The 24,002-nt window shown below is 67.5% G+C and carries 20 protein-coding genes; 4 read left to right on the top strand and 16 right to left on the bottom strand.

The window, feature by feature from the left end:
* Positions 1–31: 31 nt before the first annotated feature.
* From Q5Z10_RS09055 to Q5Z10_RS09040, 4 genes are all read right to left on the bottom strand, one after another.
* Positions 32–3,202 (bottom strand): efflux RND transporter permease subunit, encoded by a 3,171-nt coding sequence (locus tag Q5Z10_RS09055; protein WP_303638754.1) that lies wholly within the window; start codon positions 3,200–3,202, stop codon positions 32–34.
* 112 nt (positions 3,203–3,314) lie between these two features.
* Positions 3,315–4,538, bottom strand: a complete 1,224-nt coding sequence (locus tag Q5Z10_RS09050; RefSeq protein WP_303638753.1) for an efflux RND transporter periplasmic adaptor subunit — start codon at positions 4,536–4,538, stop codon at positions 3,315–3,317.
* 91 nt (positions 4,539–4,629) lie between these two features.
* Complete coding sequence (locus tag Q5Z10_RS09045) at positions 4,630–5,400, bottom strand: SDR family NAD(P)-dependent oxidoreductase (protein ID WP_303638752.1); 771 nt, start codon at positions 5,398–5,400, stop codon at positions 4,630–4,632.
* The gene (locus Q5Z10_RS09040) at positions 5,397–5,624 is read right to left on the bottom strand and encodes a hypothetical protein (protein WP_303638751.1); all 228 of its coding nucleotides are present in this window, start codon (positions 5,622–5,624) and stop codon (positions 5,397–5,399) included. The genes Q5Z10_RS09045 and Q5Z10_RS09040 overlap by 4 nt, the downstream gene beginning before the upstream one ends.
* Before the next feature lie 147 nt (positions 5,625–5,771).
* Here Q5Z10_RS09040 and Q5Z10_RS09035 point away from each other — a divergent pair, with 147 nt between their 5' ends.
* Positions 5,772–6,803 carry a LysR family transcriptional regulator gene (locus Q5Z10_RS09035; protein ID WP_303638750.1) on the top strand — a complete coding sequence of 344 codons (1,032 nt, stop codon included), beginning with the start codon at positions 5,772–5,774 and terminating at the stop codon, positions 6,801–6,803.
* Between the two features lie 153 nt (positions 6,804–6,956).
* On the opposite strand, the gene Q5Z10_RS09030 is transcribed toward Q5Z10_RS09035, so the two are convergent.
* Both Q5Z10_RS09030 and Q5Z10_RS09025 read right to left on the bottom strand, forming a co-directional pair.
* The gene (locus Q5Z10_RS09030; protein ID WP_303638749.1) at positions 6,957–7,652 is read right to left on the bottom strand and encodes a YiaD family glycine zipper/OmpA-like lipoprotein; all 696 of its coding nucleotides are present in this window, start codon (positions 7,650–7,652) and stop codon (positions 6,957–6,959) included.
* Between the two features lie 142 nt (positions 7,653–7,794).
* Positions 7,795–9,210: a cryptochrome/photolyase family protein gene (locus tag Q5Z10_RS09025; RefSeq protein ID WP_303639160.1), complete on the bottom strand. Its 1,416-nt coding sequence runs from the start codon at positions 9,208–9,210 to the stop codon at positions 7,795–7,797.
* Between the two features lie 122 nt (positions 9,211–9,332).
* Between Q5Z10_RS09025 and Q5Z10_RS09020 the strand changes: the two genes are divergently transcribed.
* Positions 9,333–9,917, top strand: a complete 585-nt coding sequence (locus Q5Z10_RS09020) for a hypothetical protein (protein ID WP_303638748.1) — start codon at positions 9,333–9,335, stop codon at positions 9,915–9,917.
* 51 nt (positions 9,918–9,968) lie between these two features.
* Here Q5Z10_RS09020 and Q5Z10_RS09015 read toward each other — a convergent pair whose 3' ends face one another.
* Genes Q5Z10_RS09015 through Q5Z10_RS09000 form a run of 4 tightly spaced genes read right to left on the bottom strand, consistent with a single transcriptional unit; the run spans position 9,969 to position 15,574 of the window.
* The gene (locus Q5Z10_RS09015; protein WP_303638747.1) at positions 9,969–10,583 is read right to left on the bottom strand and encodes an inorganic diphosphatase; all 615 of its coding nucleotides are present in this window, start codon (positions 10,581–10,583) and stop codon (positions 9,969–9,971) included.
* 10 nt (positions 10,584–10,593) lie between these two features.
* Positions 10,594–11,943: a purple acid phosphatase family protein gene (locus Q5Z10_RS09010; protein ID WP_303639159.1), complete on the bottom strand. Its 1,350-nt coding sequence runs from the start codon at positions 11,941–11,943 to the stop codon at positions 10,594–10,596.
* Positions 11,944–11,954: 11 nt separating this feature from the next.
* Positions 11,955–13,073, bottom strand: coding sequence for an NHL repeat-containing protein (locus Q5Z10_RS09005; protein ID WP_303638746.1), 1,119 nt, complete (start codon positions 13,071–13,073; stop codon positions 11,955–11,957).
* Positions 13,073–15,574, bottom strand: coding sequence for a TonB-dependent receptor (locus tag Q5Z10_RS09000; protein ID WP_303639158.1), 2,502 nt, complete (start codon positions 15,572–15,574; stop codon positions 13,073–13,075). Before Q5Z10_RS09000 ends, Q5Z10_RS09005 begins: the two co-directional genes overlap by 1 nt.
* Before the next feature lie 205 nt (positions 15,575–15,779).
* On the opposite strand from Q5Z10_RS09000, the gene upp reads away from it, so the two are divergent.
* Positions 15,780–16,412 (top strand): uracil phosphoribosyltransferase, encoded by a 633-nt coding sequence (upp, locus tag Q5Z10_RS08995; protein ID WP_005409099.1) that lies wholly within the window; start codon positions 15,780–15,782, stop codon positions 16,410–16,412.
* Positions 16,413–16,484: 72 nt separating this feature from the next.
* Here upp and Q5Z10_RS08990 read toward each other — a convergent pair whose 3' ends face one another.
* The 6 genes from Q5Z10_RS08990 to rsmD form a co-directional block, all read right to left on the bottom strand.
* Positions 16,485–17,372 (bottom strand): MBL fold metallo-hydrolase, encoded by an 888-nt coding sequence (locus Q5Z10_RS08990; RefSeq protein WP_303638745.1) that lies wholly within the window; start codon positions 17,370–17,372, stop codon positions 16,485–16,487.
* Between the two features lie 109 nt (positions 17,373–17,481).
* Positions 17,482–19,221, bottom strand: coding sequence for a gamma-glutamyltransferase (gene ggt, locus Q5Z10_RS08985; protein ID WP_303638744.1), 1,740 nt, complete (start codon positions 19,219–19,221; stop codon positions 17,482–17,484).
* Positions 19,218–19,499, bottom strand: coding sequence for a YfhL family 4Fe-4S dicluster ferredoxin (locus Q5Z10_RS08980; RefSeq protein ID WP_303638743.1), 282 nt, complete (start codon positions 19,497–19,499; stop codon positions 19,218–19,220). Before Q5Z10_RS08980 ends, ggt begins: the two co-directional genes overlap by 4 nt.
* Before the next feature lie 132 nt (positions 19,500–19,631).
* Positions 19,632–20,126, bottom strand: a complete 495-nt coding sequence (locus Q5Z10_RS08975) for a hypothetical protein (RefSeq protein WP_303638742.1) — start codon at positions 20,124–20,126, stop codon at positions 19,632–19,634.
* Positions 20,127–20,205: 79 nt separating this feature from the next.
* Complete coding sequence (gene coaD, locus Q5Z10_RS08970) at positions 20,206–20,715, bottom strand: pantetheine-phosphate adenylyltransferase (protein ID WP_303638741.1); 510 nt, start codon at positions 20,713–20,715, stop codon at positions 20,206–20,208.
* 27 nt (positions 20,716–20,742) lie between these two features.
* Complete coding sequence (gene rsmD, locus Q5Z10_RS08965) at positions 20,743–21,321, bottom strand: 16S rRNA (guanine(966)-N(2))-methyltransferase RsmD (protein WP_303638740.1); 579 nt, start codon at positions 21,319–21,321, stop codon at positions 20,743–20,745.
* A gap of 714 nt (positions 21,322–22,035) precedes the next feature.
* On the opposite strand from rsmD, the gene htpG reads away from it, so the two are divergent.
* A complete protein-coding gene (htpG, locus tag Q5Z10_RS08960; RefSeq protein ID WP_303638739.1) occupies positions 22,036–23,928 on the top strand; it encodes a molecular chaperone HtpG in 1,893 nt (630 codons plus the stop codon).
* Positions 23,929–24,002 lie beyond the last annotated feature (74 nt).

The raw sequence follows: 24,002 nt of genomic DNA, 5'->3' as shown, positions 1-24,002 counted from the left end.
GGCCAGCGACCGGCGGCGACGGGGTTCCATGTCAGTGATGGATGGTCGGTTCACCGTGCTGCACCAGCTTGCCGCCGCCATTGCGGCTGACGAACTTGCGCAGGGCCACGTAGAAGACCGGGGTGAGGAACAGGCCGAACAGGGTCACACCGAGCATGCCGGCGAACACGGTGATGCCGGTCACCGAGCGGACCTCGGCGCCTGCACCGTGCGACAGCACCAGCGGCACGGTGCCGGCGATGAACGCGATGGAGGTCATCACGATCGGACGCAGACGCAGGCGGCAGGCTTCCAGTGCAGCTTCAACGATGCCCTTGCCGCCCATCTCCAGCTCTCTGGCGAACTCGACGATCAGGATCGCGTTCTTGCACGCCAGGCCCATCAGCACCACCAGGCCCACCTGCACGAACACGTTGTTGTCACCGCCGGTCATCCACACACCGAACAGCGCCGACAGCAGGGTCATCGGCACGATCAGGATCACCGCCAGCGGCAGCGACCAGCTCTCGTACAGCGCCGCCAGCACCAGGAACGCCAGCATGATCGCCACCGGGAACACGATGAAGGCGGCCTTGCCCTGCGTTGCCTGCTGGTAGCTCAGGTCGGTCCATTCGGTGGTCATGCCCACCGGCAGCACCTTGGCAGCGATCGCGGTGAGGTTGTTCATGGCCTGCGCCGAGGACAGCACGCGCGGATCGGCTTCACCGGCCAGGTCGGCTGCCGGGTAACCGTTGAAGCGCAGCACCGGGTCCGGGCCGTAGGTTTCCTTGATGGTCACCATCGAACCGATCGGCACCATCTCGCCACGGTCGTTGCGGGTACGCAGCTTGGCGATGTCCTCCACGCTCTCGCGGTACGGACCGTCCGCCTGGGCGATCACCTGCCAGGTACGGCCGAACTGGTTGAAGTCATTGACGTAGGCCGAGCCCAGGTAGGTCTGCAGGGTGTCGAACAGCTCGGTCAGCTGCACGCCCTGCGCCTTGGCCTTCACCCGGTCCACTTCCGCATCCAGCTGCGGCACGTTGGCCTGGTAGCTGGTGATCGGGAAGGCCATGCCCGGGGTCTGCGCGACTGCGCCCTGCATCGACTGCACCGCGTTCTGCAACGCGCCGTAGCCGAGATTGCCGCGGTCCTCGATGAACATCTGGTAGCCGTTGCCGTTGCCCAGGCCGAGGATCGGCGGCGGCATCATCGCGAATGCGAAGCCTTCCTGCAGCCCGGCGATCTTCTGGTTGATCTCGGCATTGATCTGCGCAGCCGTACGGCCATGACGCTCGCTGAACGGCTTGAGCGGGATGAACGCCACACCGGTGTTCGGGGTGTTGGTGAACTGCAGTGCGTTCAGGCCGGGGAACGAGATGGTATGGGCGACGCCATCGGTTTCCTGGGCGATCTTGGCAACCTTGCGCAGCATTTCATCGGTGCGCGCGATCGACGAGCCTTCCGGCAGCTTCACACCGGCGATCAGGTACAGCTTGTCCTGGGTCGGGATGAAGCCCGGCGGCACCAGCTTGAAGATCACACCGGTACCGACCAGCAGGATCGCGTAGACCACGAACACCGCGCCACGACGACCGAGGATCTTCGCCACGCCACGCTCGTACTTCTCCGAGCTGGACTTGAAGAAGCGGTTGAACGGACGGAACACCCAGCCGAACAGCCGGTCGATGATGCGGGTCGGGGCATCCTTGGCGGCGTCATGCGGCTTCAGCAGGCGCGCGGCCAGGGCCGGCGACAGGGTCAGCGAGTTGATCGCCGAGATCACGGTGGAGATGGCGATGGTGACGGCGAACTGCTTGTAGAACTGGCCGGTGACACCGGACAGGAACGCCATCGGCACGAACACCGCACACAGCACCAGCGCGATCGCCACGATCGGCCCGGACACTTCGCGCATGGCCTGGTGGGCCGCCGCGGTCGGCGACAGGCCTTCCTCGATGTTGCGCTCGACGTTCTCCACCACCACGATGGCGTCGTCGACCACGATGCCGATCGCCAGCACCAGGCCGAACAGGCTCAGCGTGTTGATCGAGAAGCCCAGCAGGTACAGCGCTGCGAAGGTACCCACCACCGACACCGGCACCGCGATCAGCGGAATGATCGACGCGCGCCAGGTCTGAAGGAACAGGATCACCACCAGCACCACCAGCGCGATGGCTTCAAGCAGGGTGGACACCACCGCCTTGATCGAGTCACGCACGAAGATGGTGGTGTCATACACCGCCTCGTACTTCACGTCGGCCGGCATGGTCTTCTGCATCTCGTCCATGGTGCCGATGACCGCATCACGGATTTCCAGCGCGTTGGCGCCGGGCGACTGGAAGATGCCGATGCCCACCGCGTTCTTGCCATCCAGCTGCGAACGCAGGGTGTAGTCGCCGGCGCCCAGTTCCAGGCGGGCGACGTCGGACAGGCGCACGATCTCGCCATCGGTGCCGCTCTTCAGCACGATGTCGCCGAACTCCTTCTCGCTCTTCAAGCGGCCCTGCGCGTTGATCAGGGTCAGGAACTGGCTGTTGGGCAGCGGCTCGGCACCGAGCTGGCCGGCCGAGACCTGCACGTTCTGCTCGCGCATCGCGCGCACCACGTCGCTGGCGGTCAGGCCGCGCGCGGCCACCTTGTCCGGGTCCAGCCACGCACGCATGGCGTAGTCACCACCACCGAAGATCTGCGCGTCACCCACGCCCGGGATGCGGGCCAGGGCGTCCTTGACGTGCAGTCGGGCGTAGTTGCGCAGGTACAGGGTGTCGTACTTGCCGTTGGGCGAGGTCAGGTGCACCACCATCAGGAAGGTGGGCGACTGCTTCTGGGTGGTCACACCCTGGCGCCGCACATCCTCGGGCAGGCGGGCCTGTGCCTGCGCCACGCGGTTCTGCACCTTCACCGCCGCAGCGTCCGGATCGGTGCCCGGGCGGAAGGTGACGGTCATCTGCAGCACGCCATCGGAACCGGCGACCGACTTGAGGTACATCATGCCCTCGACGCCGTTGATCGCCTCTTCCAGAGGCGTGGCGACGGTCTCAGCGATGACCTTGGGGTTGGCGCCCGGATACACCGTGCGCACGACCACCGACGGCGGCACCACTTCCGGGTACTCGCCGATCGGCAGGATCGGTATCGAGATCAGGCCTGCGGCGAAGATCACGATCGACAGCACCGCCGCGAAGATCGGCCTGTCGATGAAGAAACGGGAAAAGTCCATGGAAGAATTCCTGGAAAAGGCCATCGGTGGGCAACAGCCGCCCTGCCCCTCGCCACGCTGGCGAAGGCAGTAACGGCTGCCGCTGGCACCGGCAGCTAAGCGGGGACGCGGATCAGTGGTTCAGTGCAGCGGTGGCATCGCGACCCGGCGCCGGCGCGGCAGCGGGCTGCATCGCCACCGCCTTTGCCTGCACCGGCATGCCCGGCATGAAGACCTTCTGCACGCCGTCGATGATCACCTTGTCACCAGCGGCCAGGCCCTGCTCGACGATGCGCAGTCCTTCAGCGGTACGGCCAAGGCGGATGTCGCGACGCTGTGCCTTGCCTTCCTTGTCGACCACGTACACATACTTGCGGTCCTGGTCGGTCAGCACGGCCTTGTCGTCGATCAGCATGGCCTGGAACTGGCCGCTGCCCAGCAGCTGCACGCGGGCGAACAGGCCCGGGGTGAACTGGCGGTCGGCGTTGTCCAGCAGCGCACGCACGCGGATGGTGCCGGTACTGCGGGTGACCTGGTTGTCGAGGAAGTCGACCTTGCCCGCGTGCGGGTAGCCCTCTTCACCGGACAGGCCGACCTTCACCGGCAGTTCGCTGTCACGCTCGCTCGGGCGTTCACCCTTGCGTGCCATCTGTGCGTAGCGCAGGAAGGTGCTTTCGTCGGCATCGAAGTAGACGAACACGGTATCCAGCGAAACCAGCGTGGTCAGCACGCTGGCGCTGTCGCCGGCGGTGACCAGGTTGCCGGCGGTGACCATCGCACGGCCGGCACGGCCATCGATCGGGGCGCGCACCTTGGTGAACTCCAGGTTGAGGCGGGCCGCATCCAGCGCCGCCTGCGCGGCCTGCACCGCCGCACCGGACTGGTCGGCAGCCGCACGACGCTGCTCGGCGGTCTCGGTCGAGATCGCCTGCTGCTCGGACAGGCGCTTGGCGCGCTCCGATTCACTGCGGGCCAGCGTCGCCTGGGTGCGGGCACGGGCCAGCTCGGCATTGGCACGGTCGTACTCGGCCTGGTAGCTGCGCGCATCGATGGTGAACAGGACATCGCCCTTCTTCACCTCTTCGCCCTCAACGTAATTGACCTTGTCGATGTAGCCGGACACGCGCGGACGCAGTTCGACGCTCTGCACGGCCTCGACGCGGCCGCTGAATTCGTCCCACTGGCTGATCTGCTTGAGCAGCACCGGTGCGGCGCTGACCTGCGGCGGCGGCGGCGCACCGGCCTCTTCGGCATGGCCACCGCTGCAGGCCGCCAGCACGGCGGCGGCAAGGATCGAAACGCCAGCCATCGCCAGGCGATGGCGGAAACGATGTGGAGTGGAGTTGGGGGAAGTCATGGCATGCATCCGTACGGAGGGGTGGTACAGCAATGGGGTAAAAGACAGCAAAAAACGGCGGCGTATCCTGCGACCTCAACCATGGTCGAGGTCAAGCAACGCCTGCGGTGTCGCGCCACAGCGGCGGAACTTCCAGGTGCAGCAGTCCACGTGGCAGCTCGGCATCGCTGCTGTCACAGCGGACGATGGCGCGGTTGTCGCGGCAACCATCCAGCAGCGACACCACGCGGCGGCCGACCAGCAGCGAGCTCGGCCACTCGATGCAGGCATTGGCCGCATTGGCCGGGGTACAGACCGGGCTGCACACTTCCAGCATCTGCGCGCGCACGCCCATGGCCTGGGCTTCCTGGTGCACCACCTGCGCGTACATGCGCATCGCCGCGGCGGTGATCGAGCTTTCGCCGTAGCCGGCCCATGGCTTGACTGCGGCCGGGCTGCCGATCATCACGTAGCGGCGCGCATGCACGTTGTCCTGCAGCAGCGGCAGCAGGTGGCGCACTGCGTGCACGTGCGGCATCAGGTCGGCCTGCAGCGCGCCGAGCAGCTCGCCGCCATTGCGGTCGACCACACGGCCGCGCCGGTACGGGCCACCCATCGCGGCGATCACCGCTGCCAGCGGCCGTGGCCGCTGTGCGATGCGCTCGGCCAGGGCGCGCGCCGAGCCGTCATCGCTCAGCGAACCCAGCAGCGTCTCCAGGCCTGGCTCATCGGCGAACTGCTCATGCAGCGCGGCGAGCCGGGCGGGGTCGCGGCCGACCACCAGCACCGGGCTGCCGGCCTCCAGCAATGCGCCCACCACGCCCTGACCGACCGCACCGGTGCCGCCCAGGACCAGGACTTCGGGCGTCAGAATCCCATTCACGGGACATTTCCTCCCAAATCCGGGATAGTCCCAATTCGGCGCAGTCGGTCACCCTTATGCGGAACCAGCCGCAGGGCACCGCCACGCTGCTGACGCGTGGGCGCGGTAAACTCACGAAAATCCTTGTGCACCAAGGAACTCGGACGGGCTTCGACGGTCATCGCCAGGTCCATGGCGTTCTGGCCGACGATCCGGAAGCGGGCAAGAATGTTGCGCAGGCTCATGGCGGACGGGCTCCAATTAACGAATGGCGCCACGATAGACCTCAAACCCCTACTTGATTAGTCCTGATTAAGGGGAATAATCATCCCGTCCCCGGTCCAATCGTTCTGTCACGATTGCCCCATCCCCGACGTCCAGGATCCCCGGCCATGTCCCACGATCTCAACGAAACGCTGATCTTCGTCAAAGTGGTCGAGCAGGGCAGCTTCATTGCTGCCGCCAAGTCGCTCGGCCTGCCCAAGACCACGGTCAGCCGCAAGGTGCAGGAGCTGGAGACGCGCCTTGGCGCGCGCCTGCTGCACCGGACCACGCGCCGCCTCGGCCTGACCGAAGCCGGCTCGATCTATCACGAACACTGCCAGCGCATCGCGCGCGAGCTGGAGGAAGCCGAGAGTGCGGTCAGCCAGTTGCAGTCCGGCCCACGCGGCTGGCTGCGCTTCACCGTGCCCTATTCGATCGGCATCACCTGGATCGCACCGCTGCTGGGCCAGTTCCATGCGCAGTACCCGGAAATCCGCCTGGACATGCACATGGGCAACGAAAAGCTGGACCTGATCGCCGGCGAGGCCGACCTGGCCCTGCGCGTGGGTGCCCTGCCCGATTCCAACCTGGTCGCGCGCAAGCTCGGCAGCCTGCGTACGCAGGTGTTTGCCAGCCCCGCCTACATCGAACGCTACGGCGAGCCGCTGCACCCGGAAGAACTGCAGTTCCATCGCATCCTGGCCATGCGCAAGCCGTATCACACCGGCAATTCGCCACGCTTCACCTGGCAGCTGGGCGAGAACGGCGGCGAGCTGCGCGACTTCCCGGTGACGCCGCTGATGACCGCCAATGACATGTCCGCGCTCAACGGGGCGCTGGTGTGCGGTGAGGGCCTGCTGCTGACCGGCGATGTGATGGCCAAGCCATTCGTCGAATCCGGGATGGTGCGCCGCGTGCTGGCCGGCTGGACCGGCCCGGAGGTGGACTTCAACGCGGTGTTCGCCGGCGGTCGCCTGGTCTCGCCGAAGGTGCGGGCCTTCGTCGATTTCCTGGTCGAGAAGCTGAATTTCGACGCCAACTACATGCTGGCCCAGTGCCCGGGCGCCAAGCTGGCGCAGCAGCAGAAGGAGCAGGAAGACGCGGCGTTGGCCAGCAGTGGCAAGCGCATCCTGGAAAAGGTGGCCGCTTCGGCGGCGTGAACCGCGGGTATCCACGCATGGCGTGGACCTGATGCAGGTTTCTGCGCTGTGGGCGTGCCGGGCAACGTTCGGAACCCACAAAAATGCCGCCTGCAAGGGCGGCATTTTCGTTCCGGCCGATGGCCGGACCGGCTCGAGCAGCAGCGCTGTGCGTTACTGCTTCAGCGGAATCACGCGGATCTCGACGCGACGGTTCTTGGCACGGCCGGCATCGGTGCTGTTGTCGGCAATCGGGTAGGACTTGCCGGCACCCAGGGTTTCGATGCGCACGCTCTGCACGCCCTGCCCGATCAGGTACTGCGCGACCGAATCGGCACGTTCCTTGGACAGGCGGTTGTTGACCGCATCGCTGCCGATGCTGTCGGTGTGGCCGACCACTTCGATCATGGTCTGGTTGTACTCACGCAGCGTACCGGCAACGCCATTGAGCGAACCGTAGAACTGCGGCTTCAGCGCCGACTTGCCGAAATCGAAGGTGATGCCGTCGGGCAGGTTCAACATGATGTTGTCGCCCTGGCGCTCGACGTCGATGCCGGTATTGGCGGTGCGCTCGCGCAGCGCGCGTTCCTGGCGGTCCTGGTACTGGCCCACGGCGGCGCCGCTCAGTGCACCGATACCGGCACCGATCAGCGCATGCTGGCGGCGTTCGGTGGCGCTGTCACCGGTCAACAGGCCAGCAGCCACGCCGATGGCGGTACCGATCAGCGCGTTGCGGCCGGTGCGGTTCTGCTGCTCGGTCGGGTTGCCGTACTGATCGCTCTGCACATAGGAGCCGCCGGTGGCGCAGGCCGACAGGACGGCCGCACTCATCAGGGCCAGTGCGACGTTGCGGGTGGTGTTGCGGATCATGGGTGTTCTCCTTGGTTTCCGGTCGGGCCGGCGGCTTGCGGGCGGCCAAGAGGATAAACAGCCGGACGCGATGTCGGGATGATGATCGGGTCGGCTGACGGGGTCGTGTTCAGCTAGCTGTCTGGACCGCTCAGCCAGCGCTTTACCCCGCTGCCGACTGGCGGTAGGCGGCCAGCGCGGCGTCCCGGCCGGTCGCCAGGTCCACCAGCGGGGTACGCGGATAGGCCGCTGCCCGTTCGGCCAGCAGCTGCGGGTGCTGCCACGGCGCGAAGCGCGCCTTGACCGGCAGCGCGGCCAGCTCCGGCACCCAGCGCGTGATGTAGCGGGCCTGCGGGTCGAACTTCTCGGCCTGGGTCACCGGATTGAACACGCGGAAATACGGCGCGGCGTCGGCGCCGGTCCCGGCCACCCACTGCCAGCCCATCGTGTTGTTGGCCAGGTCGGCATCGACCAGCGTGTCCCAGAACCAGCGCGCGCCGTGCAGCCAATGTGCGCGCAGGTGCTTGCACAGGTAGCTGGCGACGATCATGCGCACCCGGTTGTGCATGTAGCCGGTGTGCCACAACTCGCGCAGACCCGCATCGACGATCGGCACGCCGGTGTTGCCGCGCTGCCAGGCGTGCAGCTGGGCCGGGCTGGGCGCAGCCCATGCAAAGCGATCAAAGCGCGGATTGAGGTTGTCGCTCGGCGTCTTCGGGAAGTGATGCAGCAGGTGGTAGGCGAAATCACGCCAGCCGAGCTGGCGCAGATACCCGTCGATGTCGGCATCGGTGCCGGCGCTGCGCAGCCGTTCCAGCGCATGGGCGATGCGCCAGGGGGCGATCTCGCCGAAATGCAGGTGCGGCGACAGCCGCGAGGTCCCGACCCGGTCCGGCAGGTCGCGCTGCTCGCGATAGCCACGCAACGCACCGTCCTCGAACACCGACAGTGCCTCCAGCGCCCCGGCCTCGCCCGGCTGCCAGTGCTGCCAGAAGCCGGCGTCCCAGTCGAGCGTGGGGGCCAGCGCCAGGTCATCCAGCGCCAGGCTGTCCACCGTGTGCGCCGGCAGGGTCTGCGGTGCCGCCTGCGGCGCGGGCAGGCGCCAGTGGCTGAGCACAGTGCGCCAGTACGGGGTAAACACCTTGTACGGCTGGCCCTGCTGGGTGGCGATGTCCCACGGCTCGAACAACAGGCTGCCATTGCAGCTCTGTGCATCGATGCCCTGCTCGCGCAGCGTGCGCTTGATGGTGGCATCGCGTGGCTGGGTCGCCGGTTCGTACTTGCGGTTCCAGTACACCGCTTCGGCACCGGTCTGGGCGATCAACGCCTGCAGGGTCGGCAGGCTGTCGCCGGCGCGCAGCACCAGCGCCGAGCCGCGTGCACGCAGTTGCGCATCCAGCGCGGCCAGCGAACGATGCCGCCACGCGTCAGAGGCCGCACCGGGTGCCCACTCGCCTTCCTCGTGGGGCGCGTGGATGTAGACCGGCACCACGTCGTGGCCAGCGTCCAGCGCGGCCTGCAGGGCCGGGTTGTCCTGCAGGCGCAGATCACGGCGGAACCAGAGCAACGCTACCGACACACGCACCGCCTTCATTGTGGAAGGCGCACATGATAGCCAGCGACGGTGAAGGCAGCGCGTGCGTGCAGTCCGCTGCTGCGCGTCTGCTAGGCTGCGCGCTGGCTCCTTCAGCGCGAACTGTCATGGAAGATCTCCGCAGCCGATTTGCCCGCTTCGGCACCCTGCAGGCACAGGCCAGCGACGCATGGCAGGGGCCGTTTCCGTTGCCGCCGGTGCTGGCCACGTTCTATGCGCAGGTGGGGCCGTACGGCACGATCGTGAGTGCGGAGCGGGGCCCTTCGGGCGTCACCGTTCCTGGCCTGGAGGTCTGGCTGCCGCCGCTGCAGCGGCTGTGGGAGCATCAGGCTGGCTACCGATGGGATGGCAACAGCGGCGAAAGGATCGGTGACTGGCCGCCGCAGTGGCTGGTGATCGCCGACCGCAGCGCGGACCCGCTGATCCTCGACATCGAGGACGGGCGCGTCCTGTTCGCCCGCCATGGCTGCGGCCGGTGGGACGCCGACGCGTTGGTCGACGACGTGCCCACGCTGATGGCCGTTCTGGCCGCCGCTGGCGCGGTCTACGCCGATGCCGGGGACGATCTGTACAGCGATGACGATGACGGCGGCATCCGCACCGTGCACGCCGAAGCGGCGCTGCAGGCGGTCGCGCAGGTGCTGGGCAGCCGCCTGCGCGCGGAGTACCTGCTGGAGACGCTGCGCCACTGAAGCCACGCGTAGCCTGCAATGCCGCGGGCCGTGGCCCTGCATGGCACGGCGCTATCGCTCGAACCGTTCCATCGCTTCAGTGATCAGCGCGCGGGCCTCGGCGGCAGTGCCCCAGCCGTTGAGCTGCACGGGATTGCGCCCGCCCGGCAGGTCCTTGTAGACGCGGAAGAACGCCTCGATGCGCTGCCGCTCGATCGCCGGCAGGTCGGTCAGCTCGCGGATGCTGGCGTAGGTCGGGTCGACCGTGTCGGTCGGCACGCCGATGACCTTCTCGTCACGTTCGCCGCCGTCGATCATCTTCAGGAAGCCGATCGGCCGGAAGCGCACGATCACCCCCGGGTGCAGCGGCTCGCGGGTCAGTACCAGCGCGTCCAGCGGATCGTTGTCACCGGCCAGGGTGCGTGGCATCGAGCCGTAGTTGGCGGGATAGGCGACCGGCATCGACTGGAAGCGGTCCACATGCAGCAGACCGTCCTCCTTGATCTCGTACTTGGTGAACCCACCGGCCGGAATCTCCACCGCCAGGTTCACTTCGGCCGGCGCCTGTGCCGGCTGCGCGACCAGGAACGGGTGCAGTACCGCGTCCGCAGCGGCTACCGCGCCGGCCAGCAGCAGCAAGGCGCCGGCGATGGCCGCCAACGGAAACACGCGTCGGGAACTGCTCATCGGTCTGTCCTCATTCCCAGCATCGGTCCGTGCGCCCCTTGCCGGTCTGCGCACGCGCACAGTCGCGCGGCGCGATACGGCCCTCGGTCAGCTCGGTGCGCTGCTTGCCACCGGCCGCATCCCGGCGCAGTTCGAAGGCGTCGTACAGGCGTCCGGTCACGGTGCGTGCTTCGTAGCGCAGATGCTGCGGATCGACGCGCAGCACCTGAAACAGCTGGGTGTCTTCGCCGACCGGGTTCATGGTGCTGCGCGCCTCGTCGGACAACCGGTACTGCTTCGGGCCGGCCACGGTGACCACGTACTGCGGCGTCGCCGCCTGCCCCTCACCACGACGGCCATAGGTGTGGTCATGGCCCTGCAGCACCAGGTCCACCTTGTGACGACGCACCACCGGCAACAGCACGTCACGCAGCGCGGCATTCTCGCGGCCTGCGCGCGGCGAATAGAACGGCTGGTGCAGCAGCACCACGGTCCACGGCTGGCGGTGGCCGGCCAGCACCGAGTCCAGCCACTGCGCCTGCGCGCTGGCGGTCCCCAGGTCCAGCGCGGAGGTACCGTCGACCACAACCACGCGCACGCCCTGCGCGTCGAACCAGTAGCTGCTGCTGGCCGCCGCATCGGCACCATTGGCAGGCAGCGCGAAGGTCACCGGCCAGTGGCGGCCCAGCACGCGACGTTCCTGCGGCGTGTCCTCGAACTCCTCGAAGTACTCGTGGTTGCCGATCGCCGGCGCCACCAGCGTTTCCTGTGCCAGCCACGCGGTGGCGGCGAACCACTCGCCCCATTCGCTGTCGTCCATGTTGTCGCCTCCGCTGACAAGATCGCCAGCGAACAGGCTGAGCCGTACATCCGGTGCCGCCTTCTGTGCCGCGCGCACCACACGGCTGACATGGCTGACGTTCTTGTTTTGGGTATCCCCGAAGTACAGCAGGGTCAGCGGCTGGTCGGCCGCCGCCAGCGTGCGCAGCTGGTTCCAGGCACTCCAGCTGCCATTGCCCTGGACGCGGTAGACATAGAGCGTATCGGGCTGCAGGCCATCGATCTCGGCACGATGATGGTGCGAGCGCCCGTTCTCGGTCTGCAGTTCCCGGGTTGTCGCGCGGACCTGGCGGATGCCCTCGATGGCCGGCGAATCCCCGGCCAGGGCGATCTCCAGCAACGGCGCCTGCACACTGCCATCGGTGCGCCAGGCGACCGCGAAGCCACGGCTGGGATCGACCGCGGGCGAGGCGACGATGCGGTCCGGCACGGGGCTCGCTGCGTAGTAGCGGCTGCCTGCGGGCACCTGGGTGTTGGGCTCGACGGCGGCGAACGCCAGCGCCGGCAGCGCCAGCAGCGCGCCAGCGACCAGCGCGCGCATCTGCCGCGCACTCACGAACCACACTCCAACGGCAGCGCCAGCTGGCGGGCGATCTGCTCCCAGTCGAACGCAACCACGCCCTGGTCGTCGTGCACGGCGTACAGCGCGCCGTGCCGGAACCGCGGCGTCGGCTGCTGCATCATCCAGATGCCATCGGTATTGGCCACGGTATTGCCCTGGAACGCCCCCACGTGTTTCAGCGTATGCCGGTCGAACAGGTGGAACACGCTGCGCTGCTTGCCCTGCTCGGTGGTGATCCACCAGCCGTCCTTGCCGCAGGTGCGCAGCATCACGCCCTCGGCCTGCGCCTTGAACACGTCGCGGCCAAAGGTGGTGCCGGTGAAGCGGCCGGCCAGGGTGTAGACCTTGAACTCGCTGGCGTAGCTTTCGTCTTCCTCGGCGATCAGCAGGCGATCGTTGGCCGGATCACCCCAGATCGACTCCACCACGCGCAGCGCGCCGGCTTCACTGGTGTCACCGATGCTGGCCGCCAGGGTCGCTTCGACCTTGGCGCCATCGCGGGTGACGTGGTACTGGCGTACACGCTTGTCCAGCTCTGCCAGCGGCGGCAGGATGTCCCTGCCCTGGGCGTCCTCGCCGTTGTCCCAGGAGTCGGTGACATAGACGCGGTAGCCATCGCCCTGCCGATCCACCCAGAGGCCGTACGGCTTGCGGAGATCGCCGGCACCGAACGTCGCCAGCGGCGTGAACGCCGGCAGCGAGAGCACCTGCACGCGATGGTTGTCGCGCTCGACGATCCACAGCAGGTCGTCGGTCACGGCGATGCCATTGGGCCGATCGAACTGGCCCGGCCCGGTCCCATGGCGGCCGACATCGCGCAGCAGCTGGCCGTTGCTGCCGTCGTAGACCACCAGCTTGTCGGTGGCCTTGGCCGTGGCGATCAGCCAGGTCTTGCCATCGGGAGCCTGCCAGGCCGCCGGCGAATCGATGTTGTCGGCCGGCGTCATCGGGGTCAGGAACGCCTCGGCCAGGGTGGCCACCGCACGCGGGGCCGCCGTCGTGACCGGGGCGGCGGCGGGCGCGACGGCCGGCTCGCCGGTAGCCGGCGTGCAGCCGGCTCCCAGGCCGGCGAGCAGCGCAGCGGCCAGCAGGGTCGTGCAACGCCCCATCACAGCGCCACCTTCAGGCCCAGCGCATAGGTGCGGCCGTATTCTTCCATCTGCAGGGTGCGCGAACGGGAGCCCTGGTACAGCTCCAGCGGCTTGTCCAGCAGGTTCTGCGCTTCGAAGTACACACTGACATGTGCGTTGAACCGGTAGTCCAGCGAGAAATCGAGCTGGGTGTTGGGGGCCACGTAGATGTCGAACGCCCGCCCCTTGCCGATGCTGTCCAGGTACTCGCTGCGGTACACCGCAGCCAGGCGCGTGCTGATGCCGTACTTCTCATACCCGATGTGTGCGCTGTAGACATGCTTGGAGGCACGCGGCAGGGTGAAGTCCTCCCCGGCGCGGTCTTCGATGCCGGCATCGAACTCGGTATCCAGCCAGGTGCCGCTGGCGCCCACCAGCAGGCCGTCCAGGCCGGCCGGCAGGAAGGCCAGCTGCTGCTGCCAGTTGAACTCGGCGCCGCGTACGGTGGCCTTGTCGCCGTTGATCGGCTGGGTCACGTCGAAGCCGCCGTAGGCCGGATCGTTGCTGCGCACGGTCTGCACGATGTAGCCATCGATGGACTTGTGGAACAGGCCCAGCGAGACGATGCCGGTGCTGCCGATGTACTTCTCCACCGACAGGTCGATGTTCTTCGACTCGTAGGGGTCCAGTTCCGGGTTGCCCAGCCGCACTTCCTCATCGCCACGGCTGTAGCCCACGCGCGGCGACACATCGCCGAACGACGGGCGCGAGACGGTCTTGTTGGCCGACGCGCGCAGCACCCAGTCGTCGGCCGCGTCGTAGCGCAGGTGCAGGCCCGGCAGCACATTGGTGTAGCTGCTGTTGGCCACCCGCGGGGTGACACTGTAACTGCGGCCGTTGGCGGCGACGTCGACCTGGTTGCCTTCCGCCTTGAAACGGGTGTTCTCCACGCGCACGCCACCGATGACGCGCAGCGCCCCGATGTCCCAGGTGCCCATGACGTAGCTGGCGAAGATGTCCTCGCTGGCGGTGTAATCCTCTTCCAGCGAGGTCATCGCGTTGGCCCCGACGTCCTGCGGACGCGCGCTGTACTGGCTGCCGTTGGCGGCCCAGAACGCACGCATCGCATCCGAATCCATGCCGTCACCGAGGGTGCCGTGGCGATGCTCGGGCGCACCGGTGGTCCAGCTGGACAGCGCCACCTTGGGCCCCACCCGCAGTTCTCGTTCATCGACATTGACGTCGCGGTCGCGCCAGCGGCCCAGCAGGCCGAACTTGATGCTGCTGCTGTCACCATCGAAGCGCACATTGACCTGCGCGCTGTGCTCCTTGTCGTTCACCTGCTTGGGCGAAAGCACGAACCGGTCGAAGGCGTAGTTCGCATTGTCCAGCCACTGCGGGTTGTCGAAGCGGTAGCTCGGCAGGCGGCTGCGCTGGTCCAGGGTGCCGCTGAAGTCGTCACCGTCCAGCGAGAAGCGCGCTTCCATCTCGTCGTTCACGCGCTCTTCGGTACGGGTATAGCCGACGCGGTAATCGACCACCGCGTTGGTCAGCCGGTTCTCACCACCGAGGCTGGCGGCCAGGGTGTTCTCTTCCTTGGTGCGGTAGCGCATGCGCTTGTCGATGGCATCGCCCGGCATGTCGTCCAGGCGGTACTGGTCGGTGCCGGTGCGGACCATGTCGGCGTCGTCGAAATTGAAGATCACGCGCTGGCGTGTTTCGGCGTCATCGAACTGGCTGTACAGGGTGCGCAGGTAGTAGCGGCTGTCTTCGTTCGGGCGCCAGTCCAGGTTGAGGTTGGCACCAATGCGCTTGCGCTCGATCTCGTACTTGCGGTTCTGCAGGTTGATGGCGGTGACGTCGCCCGGGGCCGCATCGTCCTCGCCGTCGTACTCCACTTCGGTGTTGTCCGATTCGAAGCTGCGCTTCTGGTAGTTCACGCCCAGCGCAACGCCGAAGGTGTCGGCGAACACTTCGCTGTAGTTGAACGCCGCCTTCGGGCTGGTCTCGCCGGACAGCTGCTGGTGGCTGGCCTCGATCTTGCCGCGCAGGCTGCGGCCGTCACGGTCGAACGCCGAGGCCGATTCCACCAGGATCGCGCCACCGATGGCGTCGCCCGGCATGTCCGGGGTCGGCGACTTGACCACGCGCAGGCGTTCGGTCGAGTCGGAGGGAATCACGTCCAGCGGTGCGGCACGGCTGGAGTCTTCCGGGGTACCGATGGCGATGCCATCGACGCTGACGCTGTTGAGGTTGGCATCCAGGCCACGCACCACCACGAAGCGGCCCTCGCCCTGGTCGCGGGTCACGCTGATGCCCGGCAGGCGCTGCAGCGACTCGGCCACGTTCTTGTCCGGGTACTGCCCGAGCGCGTCGGACGACACGGCATCCTCGATGGCATCGCTGCTGCGTTTCAGGTCCACCGCGCGGATCTGCGATTCCAGCTGTGCGCGCACTTCGATGCGGTCCAGCTCCGTTGCGGCGGCGACCGCGCCGGTTGCAGCGGCAGCTTCGGCTGCCAGCACCGGCGGGCTGGCCATCACCAGCAACGACAGGCTGATCGCGCGACCCAGCGTATTCTTCTTCTGCACAGCTATCCCCAACGGTGTAAAGATTGGGTCAGCACGGTATGTCCAGCAGGTTGCATGGGCGTGACACCGGTGGCCGCGCCGCCCGCGTGCCGGCGTTCGGCTTCAGTGCGGGCTTCAGGCAAAATGGGCACCTCCCCTCTTCCCAGACCCTCCCATGAAGATCGTCGAAGTGCGCCATCCGCTGGTGCAGCACAAGATCGGACTGATGCGCAACGCCGCGCTCAGCACCAAGGATTTCCGCGAACTGGCCAACGAGCTGGGCACGCTGCTGGCCTACGAGGCCACCGCCGACCTGGACACCGAGCCGCACACCCTTCCCGGCTGGGCCGGCCCGGTCACGGTGCAGCGCATCGCCGGGGCCAAGATCACCGTGGTGCCGATCCTGCGCGCCGGCCTGGGCATGCTCAGTGGTGTGCTGTCACTGATCCCGGCTGCACGGGTGAGCGTGGTCGGCCTGCAGCGCGATGAGGAAACCCTGCAGCCGGTGCCCTACTTCGAGCGCCTGACCGGCCGCCTGGAGGAGCGCGACGCGCTGATCCTGGACCCGATGCTGGCCACCGGCGGCACCCTGATCGCCACCATCGACATGCTCAAGCGCGCCGGCGCGCGCCGCATCAAGGGCATCTTCCTGGTGGCCGCACCGGAAGGCATCGAGGCGGTGAAAGCGGTGCACCCGGATGTGGAGATCTACACCGCGGCGATCGATGCCCAGCTCAATGACAAGGGCTACATCCTGCCGGGCCTGGGTGATGCTGGCGACCGCATCTTCGGCACGCGCGTGGGCTGAACCCCGCTGACGTGGCCCAGCGCCCTGCCTGCCGGCCGGGCGCTGCTGCGGGCGCGGCCTGCGCCCGCTGTCTCAACCCAAGGCGCGTGCCTTCAGTTCGCCCTGCTCGTGCAGGGTCACGAAACGCCCCTTGTCATCGCGTCCCAGCTGCGCCAGCGCGACCTGCGGATCGTGGGTGAAGAACAGATGCACGTTGCGCGCCAGCTTGTCTTCCAGGAACTGGCGCTTCTCGTCGATCAGCAGCTCGGCATTGCGGTCATAGCCCATGGTGATCGGCACGTGCACCCACGAACGCCCGGGGATCAGGTCTGCACAGAACACCACGCCGCCATGCGCGGCTTCGCCGGCAGGTGCATGGCCGACGATCTCGGCCAGCATCAGGCCGGGCGTGTGCCCATCGCTGTAGCTCAATCGCACGCTGCGCCCCAGTGCCTTGGAGTACTCGCCCTGCACCACTTCCAGGCGGCCACTGGCCTGCAGCAGGCCCGGCAGTTCCGGAATGAAGCTGGCACGGTCGCGCGGGTGCGGGTGCAGCGCTCGCTGCCAGTGCTCGGCGCCGACCACGAACGTCGCGTTGGGGAACAGCAGCTCCGGCTCACGGCCTTCGCGCCACGCCGCCAGCAGGCCACCGGCATGGTCGAAATGCAGGTGGCTGAGCACCACCACATCGATGTCCTCGTGCTCGAAGCCGGCCTCGCGCAGCGAATCGATCAGCACATGCCGGCTTTCCTGCACCCCGTAGCGCTCACGCATGCGCGGATCGAAAAACGCCCCGATGCCGGTCTCGAACAGCACGGTCTTGCCGTCCAGCGGGCTGGCCAGCAGCGCCCGACAGGCCAGCTCGATGCGATTGAGCTCGTCTGGCGCCGCCCATTTTTCCCACACCGCACGCGGTGCGTTGCCAAACATCGCCCCGCCATCCAGGCGCTGGGTATTACCGCGGATCGACCATAGTTTCATGGCGCAATTATCGACGGCGGCTCGTTAAATAATCGCTAGAAAGAAACACGGAACCCCGCCGTGTGGCGGGGTCCAGGCAGCGCCGGGCGGTGCCCGGCGGGCGCAGCGTTTAGCGGCCGGGCACGACCTGGGCGCTGCCGACCGGATTGCGCGGGTCGCTGCCGCCGAACAGCCGGTTCGCCCGGCGGTCCCACTCCACCGTCTGCAGGTTGCCCCACACATGGCTGGAACCGCGGCCGCCGGCAGCCACCTCGCCCGGCAGGTCGATCCTGTGGCCCATCGCCTGCAGCTGCCTGATCGTCGCAGCATCGAACGCATCGCTTTCGGCCTCGATCAGGTCCGGCAGCCACTGGTGGTGGTAGCGCGGCAGTGCGGCGACCTGCTGCGCGTCCAGCCCGGCGTCGTAGCCGAGGATGCCCAGCAGCACCATGGTGATGATGCGGCTGCCACCCGGTGTTCCCAGCACGATCACCTTGTCGGCGTTCTCCATGAAGGTCGGCGTCATCGAGCTGAGCATGCGCTTGCCGGCCTTCGGCGCATTGGCCGCATAGCCCATCACGCCAAATGCATTGGGCGTGCCCGGCTTCAGCGCGAAATCATCCATCTCGTTGTTCAGCAGCACGCCGGTGCCCTTCGGAATCAGGCCCGAGCCGTACAGCAGGTTGACGGTCTGGGTAGCGCCCACGCGGTTGCCATCGCGATCAATGATCGAGAAATGGGTGGTTTCGTCATCCTCCAACGGCGTCGGGTTGCCCGACAGCAGATCGCTGGGAGTCGCCTTTTCCGGGTGGATGGTCGCGCGCAGGCCCTGCGCGTAATCCCTGCTGGCCAGCACCTTCTGCGGAATCTGCACGAAGTCCGGGTCGCCTAGGAAGAAGGTGCGGTCGCGGTAGGCGCGGCGCATCGACTCCACCACCAGGTGGGTGCGGTGCGCCGGATCCATCTGCTTGATGTCCCAGCCTTCCAGGATCTGCAGCATGCTGGCCAAGGCGATGCCACCGGACGACGGCGGCGGCGCGGTGGTGATCTTCCAGCCGTTGTAGTTGAACACGATCGGCTCGCGCAGCTTCACCCGGTAGCCGGCCAGTTCCTCGGCGGTCCAGCGGGCACCGGCCTGCTTCACGCCGGCCAGCAGCAGCTTGCCGGTCTGGCCCCTGTAGAAGCCGTCGAACCCCCCGGCGGCCAGGCGCTCCAGCGTCTGCGCCAGTTCCGGCTGCCGGAACACATCGCCCTCGGCGATCGGCCTGCCGTTGCGCAGGTACACCTCGCGCGTGCCGGGGTAGCGCTCCATCACCTCACGCCGCGACTGGTAGCCCCTGGCCATGCGCGCGTAGACCGGGAAACCTTCGCGGGCGATGCGGATCGCCGGCTGCAGCGACACCGACAGCGGCAGCTTGCCATGCTTGGCCGACAGCTCCACCAGCGCCGCCGGCAGCCCCGGGATGCCGGCCGACCATGCGCCATTGACCGAACGGTCGCGGTCCAGATCGCCCTTGCTGTCGAGGAAGGCCTGCGGCGTAGCGGCAGCCGGCGCGGTTTCGCGCGCATCCAGCATCACGTCCTTGCCGGTGGCCGCATCATGCAGCAGGAAGAAGCCACCACCGCCCAGGCCGGAACTGATCGGCTCGACCACGGCCAGCGTGGACGACACCGCCACCGCCGCATCGAAGGCGTTGCCGCCCTGGCCGAGGATGTCCACCCCGGCCTGGGTGGCCAGGGCATGGCCGCTGGCAATGGCGGCACCGTCGGGACGCTCGGCGCGGACCGGGGCCTGGGCCCAGGTGGCAGGACTCAGCAGCAGGCCGAGCAGAAGGCCCAGCAGCACGGGCGGACGGGCGAACGGCTTCATTCGGATGGGGGCTCCGCATAGAGTTCGGGATGGTCGTGCTGCAGCTGGCGCAGCTTGGCCAGCAGCTCGACTTCGGTCTCGACGATGTCCGGATCGGGGTCGATGCACTCTACCGGGCACACGACCACGCACTGTGGCTCGTCGAAATGGCCCACGCACTCGGTGCACCGGGCGGGGTCGATCACGTAGATGGTTTCACCCATCGAGATGGCCTGGTTCGGGCAGGCCGGCTCGCAGACGTCGCAGTTGACGCAGAGCTCATTGATTTTCAGCGACATGGCGATACTCCACGCCCGCGCCTTGGGACAAGGACCGGCCTGCGCGGGCGCGCGGGCCGGTCAGGTCATCAGCGGCACCCGTTGCAGGGCACCGCCCGGGCCACGCCGCAGCGTGGCCGCCACGGCTCGGTCTTACTTGGCTTCGACGAAGATGTACTCGGCGCCGGTCGGCTGCACCGCCGCCTGGACACGGGCGTTGTCGGCCGACTGACCGATGAAGACGACGCGCACGCCCTTCATCGAATCCGGCGACACGTCCTTGAACACGGCCTGGATCATGTCAGCCATCTTGCCCGAGGCCGACGAACCGAAGGCCAGCATGTTGCCCGGCTGCACGCCACGGGCCACGGCCTGGGTCGCGCTTTCGGTCTGGCGCTCGTACTTGGCCTGGAAGTCCGGATCCGATTCCGGCGAGAGGTAGTACAGGAACGGGCTGTTGGTGATGTTGCCCATGTTCTGGATGGCAACTTCCTGCAGGTACTTCTTCCAGCCAGCGTCGTCTTCCTTGGCCGGTGCGACCAGGGCCTGCTTGGCCTCGTCGGCCGGAGCGGCCGCTTCTTCCTTCTTGCAGGCGGTGAAAGCCAGGGCAAACGAAGCGATCAGCATCGCGCGCATGGTGTTGTTCATGGGTTTCCTCCCGAGATGGTGCGTGTTGGTGTGCGTAATGGCGGTGCGTGGTACTACAGGATCTACGGCTGCGCAGGGCTTACGGCTGCGCCGACTTCGCTTCACGGACCTTGCGCAGCGCATCGAGCACCGCGGCCGGGACGAAGCCGGACACGTCGCCCCCCAGGCGTGCGATCTCGCGGACCAGCGAAGACGAAATGAAGCTGTGCTGTTCGGCCGGGGTCAGGAACAGGGTCTCGACCTCCGGAATCAGGTGGCGGTTCATGCTCGCCATCTGGAACTCATATTCGAAATCAGAGACCGCCCGCAGGCCGCGCAGCAGCACGCCGCCCTGCACCGAGCGCACGAAATGCGCCAGCAGGGTGTCAAAGCCGATGACCTCGACGTTGCTGTGGTGGCCCAGCGCGCCGCGTGCCAGCTGCACGCGCAGCTCCAGCGGCAGGGTCGGCCCCTTCGACGGGCTCTGCGCCACGCCCACCACGACCTTTTCGAACAGCGGCGCGGCCCGGCTCACCAGGTCGATGTGCCCGTTGGTGATGGGGTCGAACGTGCCGGGGTAGACGGCGATGCGGCGATTGGCCACGGTCATGGGCGGGTTGCAGATGTTCAGATGAGGTCAAAGTGTAGCAGTGGCGCGGCGGTACAGGGCAAAGCGCACCTCGCGGGTGCCGCCCTCGCGGTGCAGCAGCCAGTCCGGCGGCAACAGCGGCGCATGCCCGGCCGGCGACTCCAGGTACAGCCAGGCATCGGCAGCCAGGTGCCGCGGCAGCTGGGCCAGCACGTCCTGCCACAGGCCGTCGGCGAACGGCGGGTCGATGAACACCAGATCGGCCTGCAGCGGCGGCGCGCCCTGCAGCCAGCGCAGAGCATCGGCCTGGACCACGGCGACCTGTTCGGCGGCCTGCAGCCGGGCCACTGCCGCCGACAGATTGCGCGCCAGCACGGCATCGCGCTCGACCAGGGTGGCGTGGCCGGCCCCGCGCGAGACCGCCTCCAGGCCCAGCGCGCCGCTGCCGGCGAACAGGTCCAGCACCCGCGCGCCGCCCAGCTTGGGCATCAACCAGTTGAACAGCGTTTCGCGCACACGGTCGCTGCTGGGCCGCAGGCCCGGCAGGATCGGCACCGGCAGACGGGTATTGCGCCAGCGCCCGCCGATGATGCGGACCTGGCCCTCATTGCCACCACGGCCGCTCATCGGCGCCCCGGGCGGGGGGTGTTCGGGAATTTCAGCATGAGCGGGATTGTAGTTCGGCCGGGCGGCGCCCGGGTACGCGCCAACGCATGCGCGCTGTCGCTCCCACGCTTCGCTGCGCGAAACGCGGGCCCCACTTACCAGCTCCCAGACCCCCGCCGCTTCGCGGCCGCCCCCTGACTCAGGGGGCTCTGCCCCAGACGAAATCCGATGCCCGTCATTTGATGTGTCGAGATCTGACAGATGTGCCGACCAAGGTCGACACCTACCAACAGCCGCAGGAACCTGTCAGAGGTGGGGCGGTGTGGGTTGGCAGGACCGTTGGCGCCATGGGCCCGAGGCATGCCTCGGGCGGGTTGGGCAGGACGCCCAACCCCGGTCTTGCCGTGTGCGCAGGACAGCGCACACGAGCAAGGCGCCATCGAACCCCCATGGGTGAGGGCGCTTTGCTTGCGAAGCACTGCTTCGCAAGCGCCCGAACGCGCAGCCGCCAGCGGCTGGGCCGGCCTGGGGGTTTACGGCGTGTCCTGCCAGCCCACACCGCCCCGCCAGACCGACAGACAACCCAGAGCCGGCTGTTGCTGTTGCTGTTGCCTCGGCTTCTGCGGGTGCAGGGCGCAGCCCTGCCGGAAGAACCCCTTGATTTCGGGACAATCACCCCTACCCCTTGCCCAGGCCGCACACGCTGGCGCGGCATTGCACATGGAGCCCTACCCGATGACCGAGACGACCCAGACCGAAACCCTTGGCTTCCAGACCGAGGTCAAGCAGCTGCTGCAGCTGATGATCCACTCGCTGTACTCCAACAAGGAGATCTTCCTCCGCGAGCTGGTCTCCAACGCCGCCGACGCCGCCGACAAGCTCCGCTTCGAAGCGCTGACCCAGCCGGCGCTGCTGGAAGGCGACAGCGAACTGCGCGTGCGCGTCAGTTTCGATCCGGCCGCCCACACCATCACCATCGAAGACAACGGCATTGGCATGAGCCGCGCCGATGCCATCGCCCACCTGGGCACGATCGCCAAGTCCGGTACCGGCGACTTCCTGCGCCAGCTGTCCGGTGACCAGAAGAAGGACTCGCAGCTGATCGGCCAGTTCGGCGTCGGTTTCTACAGCGCCTTCATCGTCGCCGACCAGGTGGAAGTGACCTCGCGCCGTGCCGGCCTGCCGGCCGCCGAAGGCGTGCGCTGGACCTCGCGCGGCGAAGGTGACTTCGACGTCGCCACCATCGACAAGGCCGAGCGCGGTACCCGCATCGTGCTGCACCTGAAGGACGGCGAGCACGACTTCGCCGACGGCTGGCGCCTGCGCAGCATCCTCAAGAAGTACTCCGACCATATCGGCCTGCCGATCCAGATGCCCAAGGAAGGCGGAGAAGAAGGGGCTGCCGTCGAGTGGGAGACGGTCAACCGCGCCAGCGCGCTGTGGACCCGTCCGCGCACCGAGATCAGCGATGCCGAGTACAGCGAGTTCTACAAGCACGTCGCCCACGATCACAGCGACCCGCTGGCGTGGAGCCACAACAAGGTCGAGGGCAAGCTCGAGTACACCTCGCTGCTGTACGTGCCCGGCCGCGCCCCGTTCGACCTGTACCACCGCGACGCGCCCAAGGGCCTGAAGCTGTACGTGCAGCGCGTCTTCGTGATGGACCAGGCCGAGCAGTTCCTGCCGCTGTACCTGCGCTTCATCAAGGGCGTGGTCGATTCCAACGATCTGTCGCTGAACGTCTCGCGCGAGATCCTGCAGTCCGGCCCGGTCATCGATTCGATGAAGGCCGCGCTGACCAAGCGCGCGCTGGACATGCTGGAGAAGCTGGCCACGGACAAGCCCGAGCAGTACGCCACGTTCTGGAAGGAATTCGGCCAGGTGCTGAAGGAAGGCCCGGCCGAGGACTACAACAACCGCGAGAAGGTCGCCGGCCTGCTGCGCTTCGCCTCCACCCGGGGCGACGGCGATGCACAGACCGTCTCGCTGGCCGAGTACATCGGCCGCATGGCCGAAGGCCAGGACAAGATCTATTACCTGACCGGCGAGAGCTACAGCCAGGTCCGCAACAGCCCGCACCTGGAAGTGTTCCGCAAGAAGGGCGTCGAGGTACTGCTGCTGACCGACCGCATCGATGAGTGGCTGATGGGCTACCTGACCGATTTCGACGGCAAGGGCTTCGTCGACATCGCCCGTGGCGATCTGGACCTCGGGGCGCTGGAAAGCGAAGCCGACAAGCAGGAACAGGAAGCCGCCGCCAAGGACAAGCAGGGCCTGGTCGAGCGCCTGAAGACCGTGCTCGGCGACGACGTCGCCGAAGTGCGCGTCTCGCACCGCCTGACCGATTCGCCGGCGGTGCTGGCCATCGGCGAGCAGGACCTGGGCCTGCAGATGCGCCAGATCCTGGAAGCCAGCGGGCAGAAGGTGCCCGACAGCAAGCCGGTGCTGGAGATCAACCCCGGCCACCCGTTGATCGCCAAGCTCGATGCCGAGGCCGATGGCGCGCGCTTCGACGATCTGGGCCGGGTGCTGTTCGACCAGGCCGCGCTGGCTGCCGGTGACAGCCTGAAGGACCCGGGCGCCTATGTGGCACGCCTGAACAAGCTGCTGCTGGAACTGTCGGCCTGATCGACTGCGGGGCGCCGGGCATGGCCCGGCGCTGCCCGCACTCTGGTAGAGGCCGACCTGGGTGACACGCCCTT

The organism is Stenotrophomonas sp. 704A1, assembly GCF_030549525.1.
Taxonomy (GTDB): domain Bacteria; phylum Pseudomonadota; class Gammaproteobacteria; order Xanthomonadales; family Xanthomonadaceae; genus Stenotrophomonas; species Stenotrophomonas tuberculopleuritidis.
This window is presented reverse-complemented; position numbering and strand designations above follow the sequence as displayed.

Excerpts from the sequence above, each read along its gene's own strand:
- Q5Z10_RS09055 (WP_303638754.1), bottom strand. The coding sequence starts at position 3,202 with ATGGACTTTTCCCGTTTCTTCATCGACAGGCCGATCTTCGCGGCGGTG.
- Q5Z10_RS09050 (WP_303638753.1), bottom strand. The coding sequence starts at position 4,538 with ATGACTTCCCCCAACTCCACTCCACATCGTTTCCGCCATCGCCTGGCG.
- Q5Z10_RS09040 (WP_303638751.1), bottom strand. The coding sequence starts at position 5,624 with ATGAGCCTGCGCAACATTCTTGCCCGCTTCCGGATCGTCGGCCAGAAC.
- Q5Z10_RS09035 (WP_303638750.1), top strand. The coding sequence starts at position 5,772 with ATGTCCCACGATCTCAACGAAACGCTGATCTTCGTCAAAGTGGTCGAG.
- Q5Z10_RS09030 (WP_303638749.1), bottom strand. The coding sequence starts at position 7,652 with ATGATCCGCAACACCACCCGCAACGTCGCACTGGCCCTGATGAGTGCG.
- Q5Z10_RS09020 (WP_303638748.1), top strand. The coding sequence starts at position 9,333 with ATGGAAGATCTCCGCAGCCGATTTGCCCGCTTCGGCACCCTGCAGGCA.
- Q5Z10_RS09015 (WP_303638747.1), bottom strand. The coding sequence starts at position 10,583 with ATGAGCAGTTCCCGACGCGTGTTTCCGTTGGCGGCCATCGCCGGCGCC.
- Q5Z10_RS09010 (WP_303639159.1), bottom strand. The coding sequence starts at position 11,943 with ATGCGCGCGCTGGTCGCTGGCGCGCTGCTGGCGCTGCCGGCGCTGGCG.
- Q5Z10_RS09005 (WP_303638746.1), bottom strand. The coding sequence starts at position 13,073 with ATGGGGCGTTGCACGACCCTGCTGGCCGCTGCGCTGCTCGCCGGCCTG.
- Q5Z10_RS09000 (WP_303639158.1), bottom strand. The coding sequence starts at position 15,574 with ATGGCCAGCCCGCCGGTGCTGGCAGCCGAAGCTGCCGCTGCAACCGGC.
- upp (WP_005409099.1), top strand. The coding sequence starts at position 15,780 with ATGAAGATCGTCGAAGTGCGCCATCCGCTGGTGCAGCACAAGATCGGA.
- Q5Z10_RS08990 (WP_303638745.1), bottom strand. The coding sequence starts at position 17,372 with ATGAAACTATGGTCGATCCGCGGTAATACCCAGCGCCTGGATGGCGGG.
- ggt (WP_303638744.1), bottom strand. The coding sequence starts at position 19,221 with ATGAAGCCGTTCGCCCGTCCGCCCGTGCTGCTGGGCCTTCTGCTCGGC.
- Q5Z10_RS08980 (WP_303638743.1), bottom strand. The coding sequence starts at position 19,499 with ATGTCGCTGAAAATCAATGAGCTCTGCGTCAACTGCGACGTCTGCGAG.
- Q5Z10_RS08975 (WP_303638742.1), bottom strand. The coding sequence starts at position 20,126 with ATGAACAACACCATGCGCGCGATGCTGATCGCTTCGTTTGCCCTGGCT.
- coaD (WP_303638741.1), bottom strand. The coding sequence starts at position 20,715 with ATGACCGTGGCCAATCGCCGCATCGCCGTCTACCCCGGCACGTTCGAC.
- rsmD (WP_303638740.1), bottom strand. The coding sequence starts at position 21,321 with ATGAGCGGCCGTGGTGGCAATGAGGGCCAGGTCCGCATCATCGGCGGG.
- htpG (WP_303638739.1), top strand. The coding sequence starts at position 22,036 with ATGACCGAGACGACCCAGACCGAAACCCTTGGCTTCCAGACCGAGGTC.